The 17,179-nt window shown below is 63.6% G+C and carries 17 protein-coding genes; 4 read left to right on the top strand and 13 right to left on the bottom strand.

Translation table 11 applies throughout. The features are described from left to right. Position 1: 1 nt before the first annotated feature. The 13 genes from ACH488_RS12940 to ACH488_RS12880 form a co-directional block, all read right to left on the bottom strand. The gene (locus ACH488_RS12940; protein WP_397324820.1) at positions 2-685 is read right to left on the bottom strand and encodes a DedA family protein; all 684 of its coding nucleotides are present in this window, start codon (positions 683-685) and stop codon (positions 2-4) included. 193 nt (positions 686-878) lie between these two features. Continuing rightward, positions 879-1,547: a DedA family protein gene (locus tag ACH488_RS12935; RefSeq protein WP_397324689.1), complete on the bottom strand. Its 669-nt coding sequence runs from the start codon at positions 1,545-1,547 to the stop codon at positions 879-881. 11 nt (positions 1,548-1,558) lie between these two features. Next, entirely contained in the window at positions 1,559-2,869 is a 1,311-nt protein-coding gene (locus ACH488_RS12930; RefSeq protein WP_397324687.1) for a thymidine phosphorylase, read from the bottom strand. Continuing rightward, complete coding sequence (locus ACH488_RS12925) at positions 2,866-3,264, bottom strand: cytidine deaminase (protein WP_397324685.1); 399 nt, start codon at positions 3,262-3,264, stop codon at positions 2,866-2,868. The genes ACH488_RS12930 and ACH488_RS12925 overlap by 4 nt, the downstream gene beginning before the upstream one ends. A 3-nt stretch (positions 3,265-3,267) precedes the next feature. Then, a complete protein-coding gene (locus ACH488_RS12920; protein WP_397324683.1) occupies positions 3,268-4,557 on the bottom strand; it encodes an ABC transporter permease in 1,290 nt (429 codons plus the stop codon). After that, complete coding sequence (locus ACH488_RS12915) at positions 4,554-5,915, bottom strand: ABC transporter permease (RefSeq protein ID WP_397324681.1); 1,362 nt, start codon at positions 5,913-5,915, stop codon at positions 4,554-4,556. The genes ACH488_RS12920 and ACH488_RS12915 overlap by 4 nt, the downstream gene beginning before the upstream one ends. Beyond that, positions 5,902-7,425 (bottom strand): ABC transporter ATP-binding protein, encoded by a 1,524-nt coding sequence (locus ACH488_RS12910; RefSeq protein ID WP_397324679.1) that lies wholly within the window; start codon positions 7,423-7,425, stop codon positions 5,902-5,904. The genes ACH488_RS12915 and ACH488_RS12910 overlap by 14 nt, the downstream gene beginning before the upstream one ends. A gap of 126 nt (positions 7,426-7,551) precedes the next feature. Beyond that, positions 7,552-8,619, bottom strand: coding sequence for a BMP family protein (locus tag ACH488_RS12905; RefSeq protein WP_397324818.1), 1,068 nt, complete (start codon positions 8,617-8,619; stop codon positions 7,552-7,554). A gap of 266 nt (positions 8,620-8,885) precedes the next feature. Continuing rightward, positions 8,886-9,911 (bottom strand): NADP-dependent oxidoreductase, encoded by a 1,026-nt coding sequence (locus ACH488_RS12900; protein WP_397324677.1) that lies wholly within the window; start codon positions 9,909-9,911, stop codon positions 8,886-8,888. Beyond that, a complete protein-coding gene (locus ACH488_RS12895) occupies positions 9,908-10,339 on the bottom strand; it encodes an organic hydroperoxide resistance protein (RefSeq protein WP_397324675.1) in 432 nt (143 codons plus the stop codon). Before ACH488_RS12895 ends, ACH488_RS12900 begins: the two co-directional genes overlap by 4 nt. Before the next feature lie 47 nt (positions 10,340-10,386). Next, positions 10,387-10,821, bottom strand: a complete 435-nt coding sequence (locus ACH488_RS12890; RefSeq protein ID WP_397324673.1) for a MarR family winged helix-turn-helix transcriptional regulator — start codon at positions 10,819-10,821, stop codon at positions 10,387-10,389. A 122-nt stretch (positions 10,822-10,943) separates the two neighbouring features. Continuing rightward, on the bottom strand, positions 10,944-12,149 hold the full coding sequence (locus ACH488_RS12885; RefSeq protein ID WP_397324671.1) for an amidohydrolase: 1,206 nt from the start codon (positions 12,147-12,149) through the stop codon (positions 10,944-10,946). A gap of 109 nt (positions 12,150-12,258) precedes the next feature. Beyond that, positions 12,259-13,392, bottom strand: a complete 1,134-nt coding sequence (locus ACH488_RS12880) for a mannose-1-phosphate guanylyltransferase (protein ID WP_397324669.1) — start codon at positions 13,390-13,392, stop codon at positions 12,259-12,261. 253 nt (positions 13,393-13,645) lie between these two features. Here ACH488_RS12880 and sdhC point away from each other — a divergent pair, with 253 nt between their 5' ends. The 4 genes from sdhC to ACH488_RS12860 all read left to right on the top strand — a co-directional run bounded on the left by sdhC (position 13,646) and on the right by ACH488_RS12860 (position 17,167). After that, positions 13,646-14,026 carry a succinate dehydrogenase, cytochrome b556 subunit gene (gene sdhC / locus ACH488_RS12875; protein ID WP_011773978.1) on the top strand — a complete coding sequence of 127 codons (381 nt, stop codon included), beginning with the start codon at positions 13,646-13,648 and terminating at the stop codon, positions 14,024-14,026. Positions 14,027-14,029: 3 nt separating this feature from the next. Further along, positions 14,030-14,491 carry a succinate dehydrogenase hydrophobic membrane anchor subunit gene (locus ACH488_RS12870; RefSeq protein WP_387433251.1) on the top strand — a complete coding sequence of 154 codons (462 nt, stop codon included), beginning with the start codon at positions 14,030-14,032 and terminating at the stop codon, positions 14,489-14,491. A 94-nt stretch (positions 14,492-14,585) separates the two neighbouring features. After that, positions 14,586-16,385 carry a succinate dehydrogenase flavoprotein subunit gene (gene sdhA, locus ACH488_RS12865; protein ID WP_397324667.1) on the top strand — a complete coding sequence of 600 codons (1,800 nt, stop codon included), beginning with the start codon at positions 14,586-14,588 and terminating at the stop codon, positions 16,383-16,385. After that, on the top strand, positions 16,385-17,167 hold the full coding sequence (locus ACH488_RS12860) for a succinate dehydrogenase iron-sulfur subunit (protein WP_397324666.1): 783 nt from the start codon (positions 16,385-16,387) through the stop codon (positions 17,165-17,167). The genes sdhA and ACH488_RS12860 overlap by 1 nt, the downstream gene beginning before the upstream one ends. The last annotated feature ends 12 nt before the right edge of the window (positions 17,168-17,179 follow it).

Below are 17,179 nucleotides of genomic sequence, written 5' to 3'. Positions count from 1 at the left end.
CTTAGCCAGCAGGCTTGGAACGGTCGACGCCGGCAATCGCCTTGGCGCTTGCGTCCGCCGTCGGAGCTGTCCCATGGGCGGCAGCCTCCTTGGCGTGGTCCTTCTTTTCGAGGTACTTGTGCCACCAGCGCAGCACGTGGTCCACGACGATGCCAAGGACCACGGCGAAGGCCACGGCAATACCGACGCCAAGCAGCGGGTTGTGGTGGACCCATTGGCCGGCGAGGAGTCCGATGCCGATCGAGTAGCCAACCCAGGTGATGCAGGCAAAGGCATCAAGGAAGAAGAAGGTCCGGTGCCGGAACCCGGTCTGTCCTGCCACGTAGTTCACCGCGACGCGTCCCCACGGAATATAGCGTGCCGTGAAGATCAGGACGGCTCCGCGCTTGTCCAGCTCGTACTGCGCCCACGCGAACATCTTCTGGACCTTGGGCCGGCGCATCCATTTCCAGCGGGTCAGGCCGATCTTGCGGCCCAGCATGTAGGCCATGTTGTCACCGGCCATGGCTCCAATAAGCGCCGTGGTCCCCAGGATCCACAGGTTGGGTTCCCCGCTGTGAAGGGACAGCGCCGAGAGGCCAACAATTGCTGTTTCGCTGGGAAGGATGGTGGCGAATCCGTCGATGAAGAAGAACACCAGGAGCACCGGGTAAATCCAAGGCTGCCCGGCTGCATGCTCGAGCATTTGGTTCAAAAACTCCACGCGGCGGTAGCTCCTAGATGAATATGACTTGACACTGTGACGGAAGTCGCTCTTAGTGTCCCATGGCCGGGACGTCGTTCGCTACGCCCCAGCCTCGGGATCACACATTTAACGCTAGCCGCGAGGGAGTCGTTCCGGCGTCAACCGGCGGGGTGATCTTGCCCTGTTTCGGGTCTCATACCTTGGGTGGAGGCGGGGCGCTCTCCCCCGGCTGGATCTCCGTCTCGGGGATGTCCTTGCCGTCCAGGGGCACGGAGCCGCGGACCTTGCTGATGATGCGGTCGATGACGATGCCCAGGATCACGGCCACCACGATCGCAATGATGGCACCGAGCAAATGGTTGTGCTCGAACCACACACCAAAGAAATAGCCAAGGACCACCGAGTAGCCGGCCCACATGACCGCGGACAATGCCGTCAGGGCAACGAAGCGCCGATGGTTGAAGTGGGTGGCCCCTGCGGTGAGGTTCACGGCCACGCGCCCGATCGGGATGAACCGCGCCACCATGATGAGCGAGGCAGCCCGGCGTCGCAGTTCCTTGCCCGCCCACCGGAAGGCACCCTGCATGCGCTGGGTCCTCATCCAGCGCCACCGCTGGATGCCGATGCGGCGGCCAATCAGGTACGCGATGTTGTCCCCGGAGAAAGCACCCAGCGCTGCCACCAGGGCCAGCAGCCACACGTTCGGTGAACCGCTGCTTCCGGAGACAGCGCTGAGCCCTACCACCACCGATTCGCTGGGGATCGGCGGAAAGAAACCGTCGATGACGCAACAGGCCAACACCAGGAACAGCACCCAGGGCTGCCCGGCTGCGGCGAGGATGAAATCGTTGATGGCCTGCACAGGAATTAAGCCTAGGCGATCCTGTCGATAATCAGTTGCCGGGCCGGGCGCGAACCCTCCGGCGCAATCACCACGGCATCCTGCAACGCCTCCTTGGCGCGGCCGAACTTCTCCGGAGTGTCCGTCAGGAGGGTCATGAGCGGCTCTCCTGTGCGGACCAAAGCACCGGGCTTGGCATGGAGCCGCACACCTGCGGCAGCCTGGACCTGGTCCTCCTTGCGGGCCCGCCCAGCGCCGAGCCGCCAGGCAGCCACGCCCACCGAGAGCGCGTCCAGTTCCACCAGCACGCCGTCTGCCGGAGCGTAGACAACCTCGGACTCCCGGGCTACCGGCAAGGCTGCCCGGGGGTCGCCTCCCTGGGCTTCGATCATGCGGTTCCACACGTCCATGGCCCGGCCGTCCTTGAGCGCGGCGGCGGGGTCTGCGTCGTGGATCCCGGCACCCGCCAACATCTCTTCGGCGAGCCGGATGGTCAGTTCGACGACGTCTTCCGGACCACCGCCCGCAAGGACCTCCACCGACTCTTCCACCTCAATGGCGTTGCCCGCGGTCAGCCCGAGCGGGGTGGACATGTCCGTCATCAACGCCACGGTGTGCACCCCGGCGTCCTTCCCCAGGGCCACCATGGTCTCCGCGAGCTCCCGTGCCTTGGCCTCGTCCTTCATGAAGGCGCCAGAGCCAACCTTGACATCGAGGACCAGCGAACCAGTGCCCTCGGCGATCTTCTTGCTCATGATTGACGAAGCAATGAGCGGGATCGCTTCAACAGTCCCCGTCACATCGCGGAGGGCATAGAGCTTCTTGTCCGCCGGAGCCAGTCCCGATCCCGCCGCGCAGATCACGGCGCCAACGTCCTGGAGCTGGGACATGATCTCTGCATTGCTGAGGTTCGCCCGCCATCCGGGGATGGCCTCGAGCTTGTCCAACGTGCCGCCGGTGTGGCCCAGGCCGCGGCCCGAAAGCTGCGGGACGGCCACCCCGAAAACAGCCACCAACGGCGCAAGCGGGAGCGTGATTTTATCCCCCACCCCACCTGTGGAATGCTTGTCGCTGGTAGCCTTCCTGCCGCCGTCGGGCGTTGTCAGCGACGAAAAGTCCATCCGCTCCCCCGAGGCGATCATGGCGGACGTCCAGCGCGAGATCTCTTCCCGGTCCATCCCGTTCAGGAGGATGGCCATGTTGAGCGCCGCCATCTGTTCCTCGGCAATGACGCCCCGGGTGTAGGCATCGATGGTCCAGTCGATCTGCTCGGGCGTCAAGGTGCCCTTGTCCCTTTTGATGGTGATGATCTGGACGGCGTCGAACGCTTCGGTACTGGTCACGTGTTTTCCTCCAGGTGTTCCGGACCGAAGGCGTCAGGCAGCACCTGGTCCATGGTTTTGATGCCTTGGGTGGTCATGAGCTGCATGCCGGGTGCGCGGAATTCGTACAGCAACTGGCGGCAGCGGCCGCAGGGCATCAAGACGTTCCCTTGGCCATCCACGCAGTAGAATGCCGCGATCCTGCCACCGCCGCTCATGTGCAGTTGCCCCACCAGGGCGCACTCGGCGCACAGGGTCAGGCCGTAGCTGGCGTTCTCCACGTTGCAGCCGCTGATGACCCTGCCGTCTTCGGTGAGGGCCGCGGCCCCCACCGGGAACTTCGAGTACGGTGCGTAGGCCTTTCCCATGGCCTCCTTGGCGGCGTCCTCCAGGAGCCGCCAATCGACGTCGCGCATCCGTCAACCCTTCACGTACGGTATGCCGCTGGCCGCGGGTGGCCGCGACCTGCCCACCAAGCCGGCGACGGCGAAGATGGTCACCAGGTACGGCAGCATGGCCATGAACTGGCTGGGCACCGGAGTTCCGATGATGCCCAGGATGGACTGCAGGTTGTACGCGAAGCCGAACAGCAGCGAGGCCAGGAAGGCGCCGATGGGGTTCCATCGGCCGAAAATCAACGCCGCAAGGGCAATGAAGCCTCGGCCGCCGGAGATCTCCTTGGTGAAGGAGTCGATGGTCACCAACGTGAAGACTGCCCCGCCGATGCCGGCAATGGCGCCGCCCAGCGTGACGTTCCAGAAGCGGGTGGCGTTGACGTTGATGCCCAGGGTGTCTGCCGCCTGGGGATGCTCGCCCACTGCACGGACACGCAGGCCCCAGCGGGTCTTGAACAGCCCAAACCACACCACTGCCACGGCAACATACATCAGGTAGCCGGCGATCGACTGTTCAAAGAGGATCGGGCCAATGATGGGGATATCGGAAAGCAGCGGAATCGGAAGGATGTCCAGGCGGCCGGGGGTATTGAATTGGTCCTTGTTCGGAGCCATGACCGTGCCGAACAGGAAGCCCGTGAGGCCCGAGACCAAAACGTTCAGGACAACGCCCACAATGATCTGGTTGACCAGGTACTTGATGCTGAACACTGCCAGCACCATGGACACCGCGGCACCTGCTGCCGCAGCAGCGAGCAGGCCGATGTAGGGGCTGCCCGTCACGGTAGCCACGAGCGCGGCCGTGAAGGCTCCGCCCAGCAACTGGCCCTCGATGGCGATGTTGACCACGCCAACCCGTTCACACAGGACGCCGGACAACGAACCGAACACCAAGGGAACGGCCAGTGTCACTGAACCCGCCACGAGGCCGGCAAGGGAGATGGATGGCTGGCGGGCACCGGCCACGATCCACACGAGCAGGGCGAAGACGAACACCACGGCGAACGCGATCGGCAACCACTTGGGCGAGCGTTCTCCGCGCGTCCAGAGGTAGATCGAGTAGGCCGCCATGGCCAGCAGCAGGATGGCCAACACCACCCCGCCTACCTGGCCGGGAATCATGAGGGCCGGAACCTGGACACTGTCGCCGGGATCGCTGATCTTCATTTCGGCAGTCTGTCCGGGGCCGAGCAGTCCGAAGAAGACCAGGGCCAGCAGGGCGAGGACACCCAGGGAAACGGGAACCTTCAACGAGGGGCGCGCGCCCGGCAGTGCGGTTGCTCCAGCCCGCGGAGCAGTGGTTGTAGCGCTCACTTGGCACCTCCGGTGGCAACGGCGGCATTCGGTGCCGCTTTCTTGTTTTTCTTCTTCTTGCTGTCAAGCCGGAAGAGGGACCGGATCAGCGGCGGAGCGGCAATGAACAGGACGATGAGCGACTGGACCACCAGGACAATGTCGATCGGTGTTCCCGTCTGGATCTGCATCTGGACTGCGCCGGCCCGGAACGCACCGAACAACAGCCCGGCGAAGAACGTGCCCCACGGAGTACTGCGGCCCAGCAGGGCAACCGTGATGGAGTCGAAGCCGATCTGGGCGGCAACGCCACCGGTGAGGACTTTCTCCGTTCCGGCAACCTGTGCCACGCCGCCGAAGGCCGCCAGGGCTCCCGCGAAGGCCATCACCAGGATGGTGGCGCGGGGAACTTTGACGCCGGCCGTCCGCGCTGCGGCGGGGTTGGCGCCGACGGCACGGAATTCAAAGCCGATGGTGGACCGGTTGAGCATCCACCACACGCCGTAGGTCAGCAACACGGCCACGAGGAAACCGAGGTGCAGCCGCGAGCCAGGGATCAGTACCGGGTAGGTAGCCGATTCGTCCAGCCTTGGCGAGATGGGGCTGTTGTCTCCCGGCCGACGGAACGCTGCCGTGTTGAGGAGGAAGTCCAGCAGGAACAGGGCAACATAGTTCAGCATGATGGTCACGATGACCTCATGCGCGCCCGTCCGGGCCTTCAGGACACCAACGATTCCACCCCACACTGCGCCACCTAGGACGCCCATGATGATGACCACCAGGAGGTGCAGGCCGAAGGGCAAGTGCCAGGTGAAGCCAACGTAGGCGGCCAGGGTGGCGCTGATGATGATCTGCCCCTGGGCGCCGATGTTGAACAAACCGGCACGGAAGGCCAGGGCAACGCCCAGCCCGGCGCAGATCAGCGGCGTAGCCACGGTCATGGTTTCCAGCAGCGGCATGAAGCCCTGGCGCGTGTTGAACACGGCCCCTTGGAAGAGCGCCACGTAGCTCTTGGTCATGGCGTCCCACAGGGCCAGCAGGAAGTCCGTGGGCCGGGCGAAGAAGTAGCCGGCGGTCCTTGCCACGCGGGCGTCCGTACTGGCGATCAAGAGGCCACCGAGGATCAGCGCCACGATCACGGCGAGGACGGAAACGAACCCGTTGCCCATGACGATCTTGCGGAACAGGCTGCCCTGCTGGTGCCCGATGTCCCCGCTCTGCGAGGAGACCGGCACGATCGACGGCTCCAGGGTGCCGCCTGCTGTGTCCAGGGCGACATCCGCCGCCTGGGCATCAGCGGTGGATTCCTGGGGTGTTGGGTCCTTCTTGGACTGGTCGCTGCTGGTCTGGTCACTGCTGGTCTGGTCATTGGTTGTCATCGGAGCCCCCTTCCGGGCTGACGCCGGCCATCATGAGGCCGAGGGTGTCGCGGGGAGTCCCGGCGGGAACAATGCCCACGAGCTTGCCCTTGTAAAGCACGGCAATGCGGTCTGCGAGTTCCATGACTTCATCGAGCTCCGTGGAGACGATCATCACGGGCGTTCCAACATCGCGCTCGGCGACGATGCGCTTGTGCAGGAATTCAATGGAGCCAACGTCCACGCCGCGGGTGGGCTGGCTGGCAATGAACAGCCGCAACGGGCGGGACAGTTCACGGGCCATGACCACTTTTTGTTGGTTACCGCCGGAGAGGGTCCCTGCCGCGGCACCTGCCGACGGAGTCCGGATATCGAACTCCTCGATCTTGGCCTTGGCATTGTCCGCCACCTTGGCGGGCTTCATGCTCACGCCGCTGGCGAAAGGTGCCTGGTCATAGAGGTCAAGGACGAGGTTCTCGGCAACGGAGAACGGTCCCACCAGGCCGTCGACTGTCCGGTCTTCAGGAACAAAGCCCACACCTGAACGCAGGACATCCTTCACCGGCAACCCCAGGAGCTGCTTGCCGTCAAGGGTGACCGAACCGGTGACGTGTTCCTGCACGCCAAGGATCGCCTCGGTAAGTTCTGTTTGGCCGTTGCCTTGGACACCGGCGACGGCGAGGATCTCGCCTTGGGCGATGTCGAAGCTGATTCCATCCACAACATTGGTGCCGTTGGGGGCACGGACGGTGAGATTCTCGACGACGAACGTGGTCTCCTTGGGCTGGGCCGGCGCCTTGTCCAGGCTCAGGCTGACGGGACGGCCCACCATCATGGAGGCAAGTTCGGTGGCCGAAGCGGTTGGCGGGGCATCGCCCACCACCTTGCCGCGCCGGACCACGGTGATGACGTCCGAAACGGCCTTCACTTCCCGCAACTTGTGGGAGATGAACACGATGGAGGTCCCGCTGGCTTTGAGCTGGCGCATGATGTCCAGGAGCTCATCGGTTTCCTGCGGCGTCAGGACCGCCGTGGGCTCATCCAGGATGAGTACCTTGGCCTCGCGCACCAGCGCCTTGATGATCTCCACGCGCTGCTGGACACCCACGGGCAGGTCTTCCACCAGGGCGTCCGGGTCCACGTCGAAGCCGTACTTCGCCGAGATCTCGCGGATCCTGCGGCGGGTTTCATCCATGCTGAGGACCCCACCGAAGGAGGTCGGCTCGGCACCGAGCGCCACGTTTTCGGCGACGGTAAACACCGGGACCAGCATGAAGTGCTGGTGCACCATGCCGATTCCCGCTGCCATGGCATCGCCAGGACCGCGGAAGTTCACGGGCTGGTCATCCACCAGGATTTGGCCGGCTGTAGGTTCATAGAGGCCGTACAGCACATTCATGAGGGTTGATTTTCCGGCACCATTCTCGCCGAGGAGGCAATGGATCTGGCCGGATTCGACCACGAGGTCGATGTCTTGGTTGGCGTAGAAGCTCCCGAACGCTTTCGAGATCCCCTTTAATTCGAGTTTCACAACTCCCACCGTTCTTTGAGTCCGAGGGACGGCTGCACTGCTCACTACCTATGGCAGCAGCCTACGTCAGGGCAAAAACGAGCCGCCAGTACCGGGGAACGGTACTGGCGGCGCGTCCAGGAGTTGCTACTTCTTGGGGCTGGCCGCCGATTCGACTTTCAGCTTCCCGGAGATGATGTCCGCCTTCAGGGCATCGAGTTCGCTCTTGGTCTCGGCGGAGATGGCCGAGTCAAGATCGTGGAACGGGGCGATCGCCACGCCGTCGTTGGCCAGCGTGCCAACATAGGCTTCGTTGCTGAACTTGCCGTCCTTGTCGTCCTTCACCACGGTCTCCACGGCTTCGCCCATCTGCTTGACCACGGAGGTCAGCATCAGGTCCTTGTATTCGGGAGCGGTGAGGAAGCCATCGGAGTCAACCCAGATGAGCTTGACGTCCTTGCCGGCCGCCTTTGCTTCCTTCAGGGCAGCGCCTGCACCCTTGCCAACGGGTCCGGCTACGGGCATCACGATGTCCGCGCCCTGGTCCAGCAGGTTCTTGGTGATCTGCTTTCCGGTGTCCTGCTTTTCGAAGTCACCGGTGAACGAGCCGTCCTGCGTGGCCTTGTCCCAACCGACAACCTGGACGGTCTTGCCCTTGGCCTTGTTGTAGGCCTGGACGCCGTCGTAGAAGCCGTCCATGAAGATGGTGACCGTGGGCAGCTTAATGCCACCGAAGGTTCCCACCTTGCCGGTCTTGGTGGCCGAGGCAGCGGCGTAGCCGGCCAGGTAGGCGGCCTGGGCGGTGTCATAGACAACCGGCTTCACGTTGGCGATGGGGGTCTGGTACGAGTAGTCGATGATGGCGAAGTGCTTGTCCGTATTCTTCTCGGCAGCAGCCTTGGTGGCGTCACCGAGGAGGAACCCGACCGTGATGGTCATGTTGCAGTTGGCCGACACCATGCCGTTCAGGTTGGTCTCGAAGTCGCTGTTGGCTTTGGACTCCGCGGACTTTACGGTGATGCCCAGATCCTTTTCGGCCTTCTTGAGGCCCTCGAAGGAGGACTGGTTGAAGGACTGGTCGTCGAACCCACCGGAGTCGGAGACGATGCAACCGGTGTAGTTGCTGGCGGTATTGCTGGCGGAGCCGGCGTCGGGAGCCTGTCCGCAGCCGCTGAGCAGGAGCGCGCTGGCGCCCAAGGTGGCCACACCGGCCATCGAACCGCGCTTCAGGGTGGCACGCAGTGGTTTCTTCAATGTTCCTCCAGGAAGAAAGTGATGATCGCTACGACTGGTGGTCAATGAGTGTCCGTTTCCAAAACCCCGGGGCAGAAATTCTGTTTTCACTGATGCTTCGCAGCATTGCGCCGTAGCGCATTGATAACCACCACCCTAGTGGCGTACACCACACGGAGATAGCACAAAGCTGGCCCCTGCCCCAGATCGTTGACTTTTTGTTACCAATCAGTAGGCAGGGGCATGCGTCACAGGCGGACCAGCATCTTTCCGGTGTTCATTCCGTCCAGCAGATCGATGAAGGCATGCGGCGCGTTTTCCAGTCCATCCACGATCGTCTCGTCGTAGCTCACGGTGCCATCGGCCAACCAACCGGCCATCTTCTGCCGGAACTCCGCAGCATGCTGCCGCTGGCCGCCCACCAGGAAACCGCGAAGCGTCAACTGCTTGCCAATGGCCACGGCAAGGTTCCGCGGCGCAGCCGGCGGCTCGGTGGAGTTGTACTGCGCAATGGCCCCGCACATGGCAACCCGACCGCCAACGTTGAGCGTAGCCAGGGCCGCCTCGAGGTGCTCGCCGCCAACGTTGTCGAAATAGACATCGATGCCGCGCTCCCCCGCCGCCTCACTCAGCTGCTCAAGCACGGGAGCGTCGTTGTAGTTGAAAGCGGCGTCGAAGCCAAGCTCCAAGAGCCTGGCGACCTTGGCTGCCGAGCCCGCACTGCCAATCACCTTGCCGGCACCCATGGCCTTGGCGATCTGTCCCACCATGGAACCCACGGCACCGGCAGCACCGGAGACGAAGACGACGTCGCCTTCCTTGAACTCTGCCACCTTGAGCAGTCCGGCATAAGCGGTCAGGCCGGTCATGCCCAACGCACCGAGGAACGCCGATGCGGGCGCAATCCCCGCCGGCACCGTGGTGGCCGTTGCGGCGTCAACCACCGCGTGCTCACGCCATCCCAGCTGATGCACGACGACGTCACCCACCTTGTGCGCGTCCGAACGGGACGCGATCACCTCACCCACCGCACCGCCGTCGAGCGCTGCATCGAGGCGGAAGGGTGCCGAGTACGACTTTGCGTCGTTCATGCGGCCGCGCATGTAGGGATCCACGGACATGAATTGGTTCTTCACCAGGACCTGCCCGTCCTCCAGCTGGGGAAGCCCGGCCTCGGCCAAGCGGAAGTTCTCCGGAACTGGCCGCCCGGAGGGTCGGGAGGCGAGCTGGATTTCGCGGGTTGCGGCAGGTACGTCCTGCGTCAGGGCGCTCATGCTGCGAACTCCACGAGCTTGAGGTCCACGGCGATGTTGCCACGGGTCGCATTGGAATAGGGGCAAATCTTGTGCGCCTTGGCCATGAGCTCCTCGGCCTTTTCCTTGCCCAGGGCGGGCAACGCGATTTCGAGTTCGGCAGCCAGGCCGTAGCCTTCACTGTCGGTCAAAGCACCGAAGTGGATCTTGGCAGCGACGGCGGAGTCCGTCAGGTCAACGCGTTCCTTCCGGCCCACCAGGCGCAGCGCAGAGTGGAAGCAGGCCGCGTATCCGGCCGCGAACAACTGCTCCGGGTTGGTTCCCTGGCCGTTGCCGCCCAGTTCCACCGGGCTTGCCAGGGCGACGTCAAGCTTGCCGTCGTTGGTGCGGGCGTTGCCGTCGCGGCCTTCGCCGGAGGCAAGAGCCTCGGCTGTGTAGAGGGTCTTCATGGGTAGTGTCCCTTTCCGGTGTGAAATCTTCTTCTCTTGTGAAGTCTTCAGAGTGACTTCTGCAGGGCCGCAGTGAGCTTGCCGAGGGTGGCGTGCAATTGCTGGATCTCCGCGGCAGACAGTCCTGCGGCGTCAGCGAGGCGCTGCGGAACGGCTTCCGCACGCTCGCTCAGCCTGCTCCCTGCCTCCGTGAGGACCACGTCCACACGGCGTTCGTCCTCGGCGGACCGGCGGCGCTCCACGAGGCCGAGTGCCTCAAGGCGCTTAAGGAGCGGCGAGAGGGTCCCGGAATCCAGGCCGAGCTCGGCCCCCAACTCGCGCACGCTACGCGGCTCCTGCTCCCACAGGACCAGCATCACCAGGTACTGCGGATACGTCAGGCCCAGATCGTCCAGCACGGGGCGGTAGACCGCCGTCGCGGCTTTCGATGCCGAGTACAGCGCAAAGCAGACCTGGTGGCGGAGGCGGGGAGCATCACTCATGGGTAAAACGGTAGCGCACAATTGAATTGTGCACAACTCAATCTAGCCAAGTGCACCCAACTGAGTCGCAATAGATGCCGTTATGAGGGTTCAAAACGGCATCTACTGCGACTCAGTTGGGTCTAGTTCTGGAGGTCCCGGATGGTCCGGAGGGCCGCAGCCGTCAGGACGCGGACCGCGTAGCCCAAGGCCCGCTCGTCCACGATGAAGTCCCCACGGTGGAGGTCGTACTCCTCGCCGCCGGGTGTATGGGTGCCCAAGCGCATCATGGCGCCGGGGAGGTCCGCGAGGAACCAGGCGAAGTCCTCGCCACCCATGGACTGCGGGGTCAGGACCACGGCGTTTTCGCCAAGTTCCGCCCGGGCAGCGGCCTCGATCAGCGCCGTCTCGTGCTCGGAGTTGACCACGGGAGGAACGCCACGGGTGTGTTCCAAGTGAACGTCCACGCCATACGGGGCGGCAACCTGCTTCACGACGTCGTCCAGCAGCTCTCCGGCGCTGTGCCATGCATCGCGGTCCAGGCAACGCATGGTCCCGGCCATGTAGCCGCTGCCCGGGATGGCATTGGGGGCTGAGCCTGCAGAGATCTGGCCCCACACCACGGAAACCCCGCTGCGGACATCCACCCGGCGCGACAGGACTGCCGGGACGTTGATGGCAATCTGGGCCAGTGCGAACACCAGGTCTTCGGTCAGGTGGGGCCGGGACGTGTGCCCGCCGCGGCCCGTCAACTCAATCTTGATGGTGTCCGACGCCGAGGTGATCGCACCGATGCGGGTACCGATCTGGCCCACGTTGATCCTGGGGTCGCAGTGCAGCGCCAGGATACGGGGAACACCCTGCAGCACGCCTTGCTCGATGCAGGACAACGCCCCGCCGGGCATGGTTTCCTCGGCCGGTTGGAAGATGATGCGGACCGTGCCGCCCAGTGGATTGTTCTTGTGCATGCGCTGCAGCGTCAAGGCGATGCCCAGCATGGTGGTGGTGTGGACATCGTGGCCGCACGCGTGTGTGACGCCGTGGTTCTTGGATGCGAACGGCAGGCCGGTGTCCTCGATGATCGGCAGCGCGTCGATGTCGCCGCGGAGGGCCGTGGCAATGGGCCCGTCCCCCACATCCACCGTCAGGCCAGTGTTCTCGAGGCGACGCGGTTTCAACCCGGCGGCCTCGAGCCGCTCCACGAGCTTGTCCGTGGTGCGGAACTCCTTGAAGGAAAGTTCAGGGTGCGCGTGCAGGTCCCGCCTGAATTCGATAAGTCCGGGCAACAGCTCGTCAACCCAAGGACCTACAACGGGCGTGGGCTCGGTTTCAGTCGTGTAATTGCGCACGTCACAACTCTAGCCATGCGCGGCCCCGGAAGAACGAAAGCCACCTCTTGGTTACGTTGCGTTCAGGCGCAGGACAACCAATGAGGCGGCTTAAGTTATAGGGACCGGGCTACAGCACGTCCGTGTCGCCGCTGGCCTTCAGGGCGTCAACGGCACCCTTGACCCGCTGTGCGTGTTCCTTGGTGGTCACCAGGAGGGCATCGGGGGTGTCCACGATGACTACGTCCTTGATGCCGATCAGTGCGATCACGCGCTTGGTGTCCGAGACAACCACGCCGCTGGCGTTTTCGGCGAAGACACGCGCACCTTCGCCAAGGACGGTCACCTCGTCAACGTCGCCGGCATTGTTAAGGCGCCCGATGGCGGCGAAGTCACCGACGTCGTCCCAGCGGAAAGTACCAGGTACGACGGCGACATCGCCGGCTGCCGCTGCGGGCTCGGCAACGGCGTAGTCAATGGCAATCTTGGGCAAGGTGGGCCACACGCGTGCCGTTACCTCGTCACGCTCCGGAGTGTCCCAGGCCTGCGCAATCTCCTGGATGCCTGCGAAGAGCTCGGGCTGGTTGGCTTCCAGGTGCTGGAGCATGAGGGCTACCGGGGCAACGAACATGCCCGCGTTCCAGACGTAGTCGCCGGCCTCGACGTATTTGCGGGCAACGTCCTCGCTGGGCTTCTCCACGAATTCCGCGACGGCCAGGGCGTTGGGGGCACCGTCGACCTTAAGTTCCTTGCCGGACCGGATGTAGCCGAAGCCGGTGGACGGGTGTGTGGGCTTGATGCCGATGGTGACGATCTTGCCGGTGGCCGCGGTGAAGATCGCCTCACGGACCGTGTCCTGGAAGAGCTCGTCCGGGCTGATCACCTGGTCGGCAGCGAAGGAGCCCATGATGGTCTCCGGGTTCCTCTGGTGGAGGATGGCCGCGGCCAGGCCAATGGCCGCGCCGGAATCCTTGGGTTCGCTTTCGAGGACCAGTTCGTCGTCCCCTACCTCGGGAAGCTGGCGGCACACGGCGGCCCTGTGTGCCTGGCCCGTTACCACCAGGACCCGCTCGCCGGCCAGGGGCTCGAGGCGATCGTAGGTTGCCCTCAACAGAGTGCTGCCGGAACCGGTCAGGTCATGGAGGAACTTCGGTGCCGCGGCACGCGAGAGTGGCCACAGCCTGGTTCCCACGCCGCCGGCCGGAATGACTGCATGGAAGCGGTCCAAGGGTGATTCCGGGAATGTCGCGTCTTCTGTACTCACCTCAACACTTTATCGGACACAGCTGCCGGGCCCCGCCGCGCGCCACACATGTGGCATTAGTCTCATGCAGCGGAAAAATTCCCGGAATCCCGGGCGGGAAACACAGAATTAACAAGCAGAGAAGCCGGTCCTAAATTGAATAAGCTGTTAGCGAAGCCTAGATTTAGGCGTGAGCTACGAGTGCTCTCGCAGCAGGCGTTCCCCCCGCGTGGATCCCATGCCAGCGCCGCTGTGTTGCAGGAAGGTTTATTCAGTGCCGACAAAACCAGCTGGCACCTTGTACCGCGGCCGTGAAGGCATGTGGTCCTGGGTTGGACACCGTATTACCGGTGTAGTGATCTTTTTCTTCTTGTTGGTCCATGTGCTGGACACCTCATTGGTGCGCGTGTCCCCTGAGGCCTACACCGCCGTTATCGGCGCCTACAAGAACCCCCTGATGGCCCTGGGTGAAACGGGCCTGGTCGCTGCGATCATCTTCCACGCCTTCAACGGCCTGCGCGTGATCGCCATCGACTTCTGGAAGAAGGGCGCAAAATACCAGCGCCAACTGCTGTGGGTCGTACTTGCGCTGTGGCTGGTTACGTTCGCAGGGTTCGCCATCCGCCACCTTTCCCTCGCGCTGGGAGGCCACTAAGCCATGACCACCATCCAGTCCCCCCGTTCGGGCAAGATCGCCCCGAAGTACAACCGGACCGGCAGCAGCCGCGGCAACTTCGAAATGATCGCCTGGCTCTTCATGCGCCTCTCCGGCATCGTCCTGGTGGTGCTCATCTTCGGCCACCTGTTCGTGAACCTCCTGGTGGGCGAAGGCATCCACGCGATCGACTTCGGCTTCGTGGCAGGCAAGTGGGCAGATCCCTTCTGGCAGTTCTGGGACCTCGCCATGCTCTGGCTGGCCATGCTCCACGGCACCAACGGCGTCCGCACCATCATCAATGACTACGCGGAAAAGGATTCCACCCGCTTCTGGCTCAAGGTGGTCCTGTACGCAGCTACTGCGGTGATCGTCATTCTCGGCACCCTGGTGATCTTCACCTTCAACCCGTGCCCCGTCGTCGACGGTGTCCAGCTGCCCGGCGGTTTCTGCCCGGCGCCGTAGCGGCTCCTCCGGTGGGCCTGTTCCAAGGCCGCACCTGACTTAGCGGAGCAGGCTCCGCCGACCATCTGAATTTTTGAAAGAGAGAGCATCTGGTATGCAGGTCCATAAGTACGACGTCGTCATTGTCGGTGCAGGTGGCGCCGGCATGCGCGCCGCGATCGAGTCCGGTCAGCGCGCACGCACAGCGGTACTGACCAAGCTCTACCCCACCCGTTCGCACACCGGTGCGGCCCAGGGTGGCATGTGTGCAGCACTGGCCAACGTCGAAGAAGACAACTGGGAATGGCACACCTTTGACACCATCAAGGGTGGCGACTACCTGGTTGACCAGGACGCAGCCGAGGTCATGGCGAAGGAAGCCATCGACGCCGTGCTGGACCTGGAAAAAATGGGTCTGCCGTTCAACCGCACGCCCGAAGGCCGGATCGACCAGCGCCGTTTCGGTGGCCACACCCGCGATCACGGCAAGGCCCCCGTCCGCCGTGCGTGCTACGCCGCCGACCGTACCGGCCACATGATCCTGCAGACGCTGTACCAAAACTGCGTCAAGCACAACGTTGAGTTCTACAACGAGTACTACGTCCTTGACCTGCTGATCGTCGAAGAAGACGCAGTACGCGAAGACGGTACTCCCTACAAGCAGAAGCGCGTTGCCGGCGTGGTCTCCTACGACCTCGCTTCCGGCGAACTGCATGTCTTCCAGGCCAAGTCCGTGGTGTTCGCTTCCGGTGGCGCCGGCAAGGTCTTCAAGACCACCTCCAACGCCCACACCCTCACCGGTGACGGCATGGGCATCGCCTTCCGCCGCGGCATTCCGCTGGAGGACATGGAGTTCTTCCAGTTCCACCCGACCGGCCTGGCCGGCCTGGGCATCCTCCTCACCGAGGGTGCACGTGGTGAAGGTGCCATCCTGCGTAACTCCGAGGGTGAGCGCTTCATGGAGCGCTATGCCCCCACCATCAAGGACCTCGCACCCCGTGACATCGTGGCCCGCGCCATGGCCAACGAGGTCCGCGAAGGCCGCGGCTGTGGCCCGAACAAGGACTACGTACTCCTTGACCTGACGCACCTTGAGCCCGAGCACATCGAAGCCAAGCTTCCGGACATCACCGAGTTCGCCCGCACCTACCTGGGTGTGGAACCGTTCACGGATCCGGTTCCCGTGTTCCCCACGGCCCACTACGCCATGGGTGGCATCCCCACCAACATCGCAACCGAGGTCCTCCAGGACAACGACACCGTGGTTCCGGGCCTCTTCGCTGCCGGTGAAGTTGCTTGCGTTTCCGTCCACGGCTCCAACCGCCTTGGCACCAACTCACTGCTGGACATCAACGTCTTCGGCAAGCGCGCCGGCGTTGCTGCTGCCGAGTACTCCAAGACGGCGGATTTCGTTGAGCTTCCCGAAGATCCGGAAGCCATGACCCGTGGCATCCTGTCCGGCCTGCTCAACGGCACCGGCACCGAGCGCGTGGCCCAGATCCGCAAGGAACTGCAGGACACCATGGATGCCAACATGCAGGTGTTCCGCACCAAGGAATCGCTGCAGCAGGTCCTCAGCGACATCGCTTCCTTCGAAGAGCGCTACAAGAACGTCACTGTCCAGGACAAGGGCAAGCGCTTCAACCTGGACCTCCTGGAAGCCGTGGAACTGGGCTTCCTGCTCGACATGGCCAAGGTCATGACCGTTGGTGCATTGCACCGTGAAGAGTCCCGTGGTGGCCACTACCGCGAGGACTTCCCGGACCGCGACGACGAGAAGTTCATGAAGCACTCCATGGCTTACCTGGACAACTCCGTCACTGCCGCCTCGTCGGCCGAATCCGTTGCGGGCATCCGTCTTGAGACCAAGCCCGTTGTCTTCACCCGTTACGAGCCGATGGAGCGTAAGTACTAATGACTACCGAAATGGCAGAACCCGCTTCCAAGATCGAACTTCCTGCGGGCGTTGGCGGCGGCGGGGAAATCCCCACGTTCCACATCACCCTGCGCGTCCGCCGGTACGATCCCGAGATCTCCGACGAAGCCCGCTGGGACGACTACAAGCTGACCATGTACGGCACGGACCGTGTGCTGGATGCCCTGCACAAGGTGAAGTGGGAGATGGACGGCACGGTTTCGTTCCGCCGCTCCTGCGCGCACGGCGTGTGCGGTTCCGATGCCATGCGCATCAACGGCCGCAACCGCCTGGCCTGCAAGACGCTGCTGAAGGACCTGGACACCACCAAGCCCATCACCGTTGAGCCCATCAAGGGCCTCCCGGTGGAGAAGGACTTGATCGTGGACATGGAACCCTTCTTCCAGTCCTTCCGCGAAGTGATGCCGTTCCTGATCAACAAGGGCCACGAGCCCACCAAGGAACGCCTGCAGTCCGTCGAGGACCGTGAGCGCTTCGACGACACCACCAAGTGCATCCTGTGCGCTGCCTGCACCTCGTCCTGCCCGGTCTTCTGGACCGATGGCCAGTACTTCGGCCCGGCAGCGATCGTCAACGCCCACCGCTTCATCTTCGACTCCCGTGATGACGCCGGCGACATGCGCCTGGAAATCCTCAACGACAAGGAAGGCGTGTGGCGCTGCCGCACCACCTTCAACTGCTCCGAGGCTTGCCCGCGTGGCATCCAGGTCACCAAGGCCATCGCCGAGGTCAAGCAGGCTATCCTGTCGCGCAAGATCTAGTCAGCCGTTCCC

This window comes from Paenarthrobacter sp. NPDC018779, from assembly GCF_044391085.1.
Lineage (GTDB): Bacteria > Actinomycetota > Actinomycetes > Actinomycetales > Micrococcaceae > Arthrobacter.
This window is presented reverse-complemented; position numbering and strand designations above follow the sequence as displayed.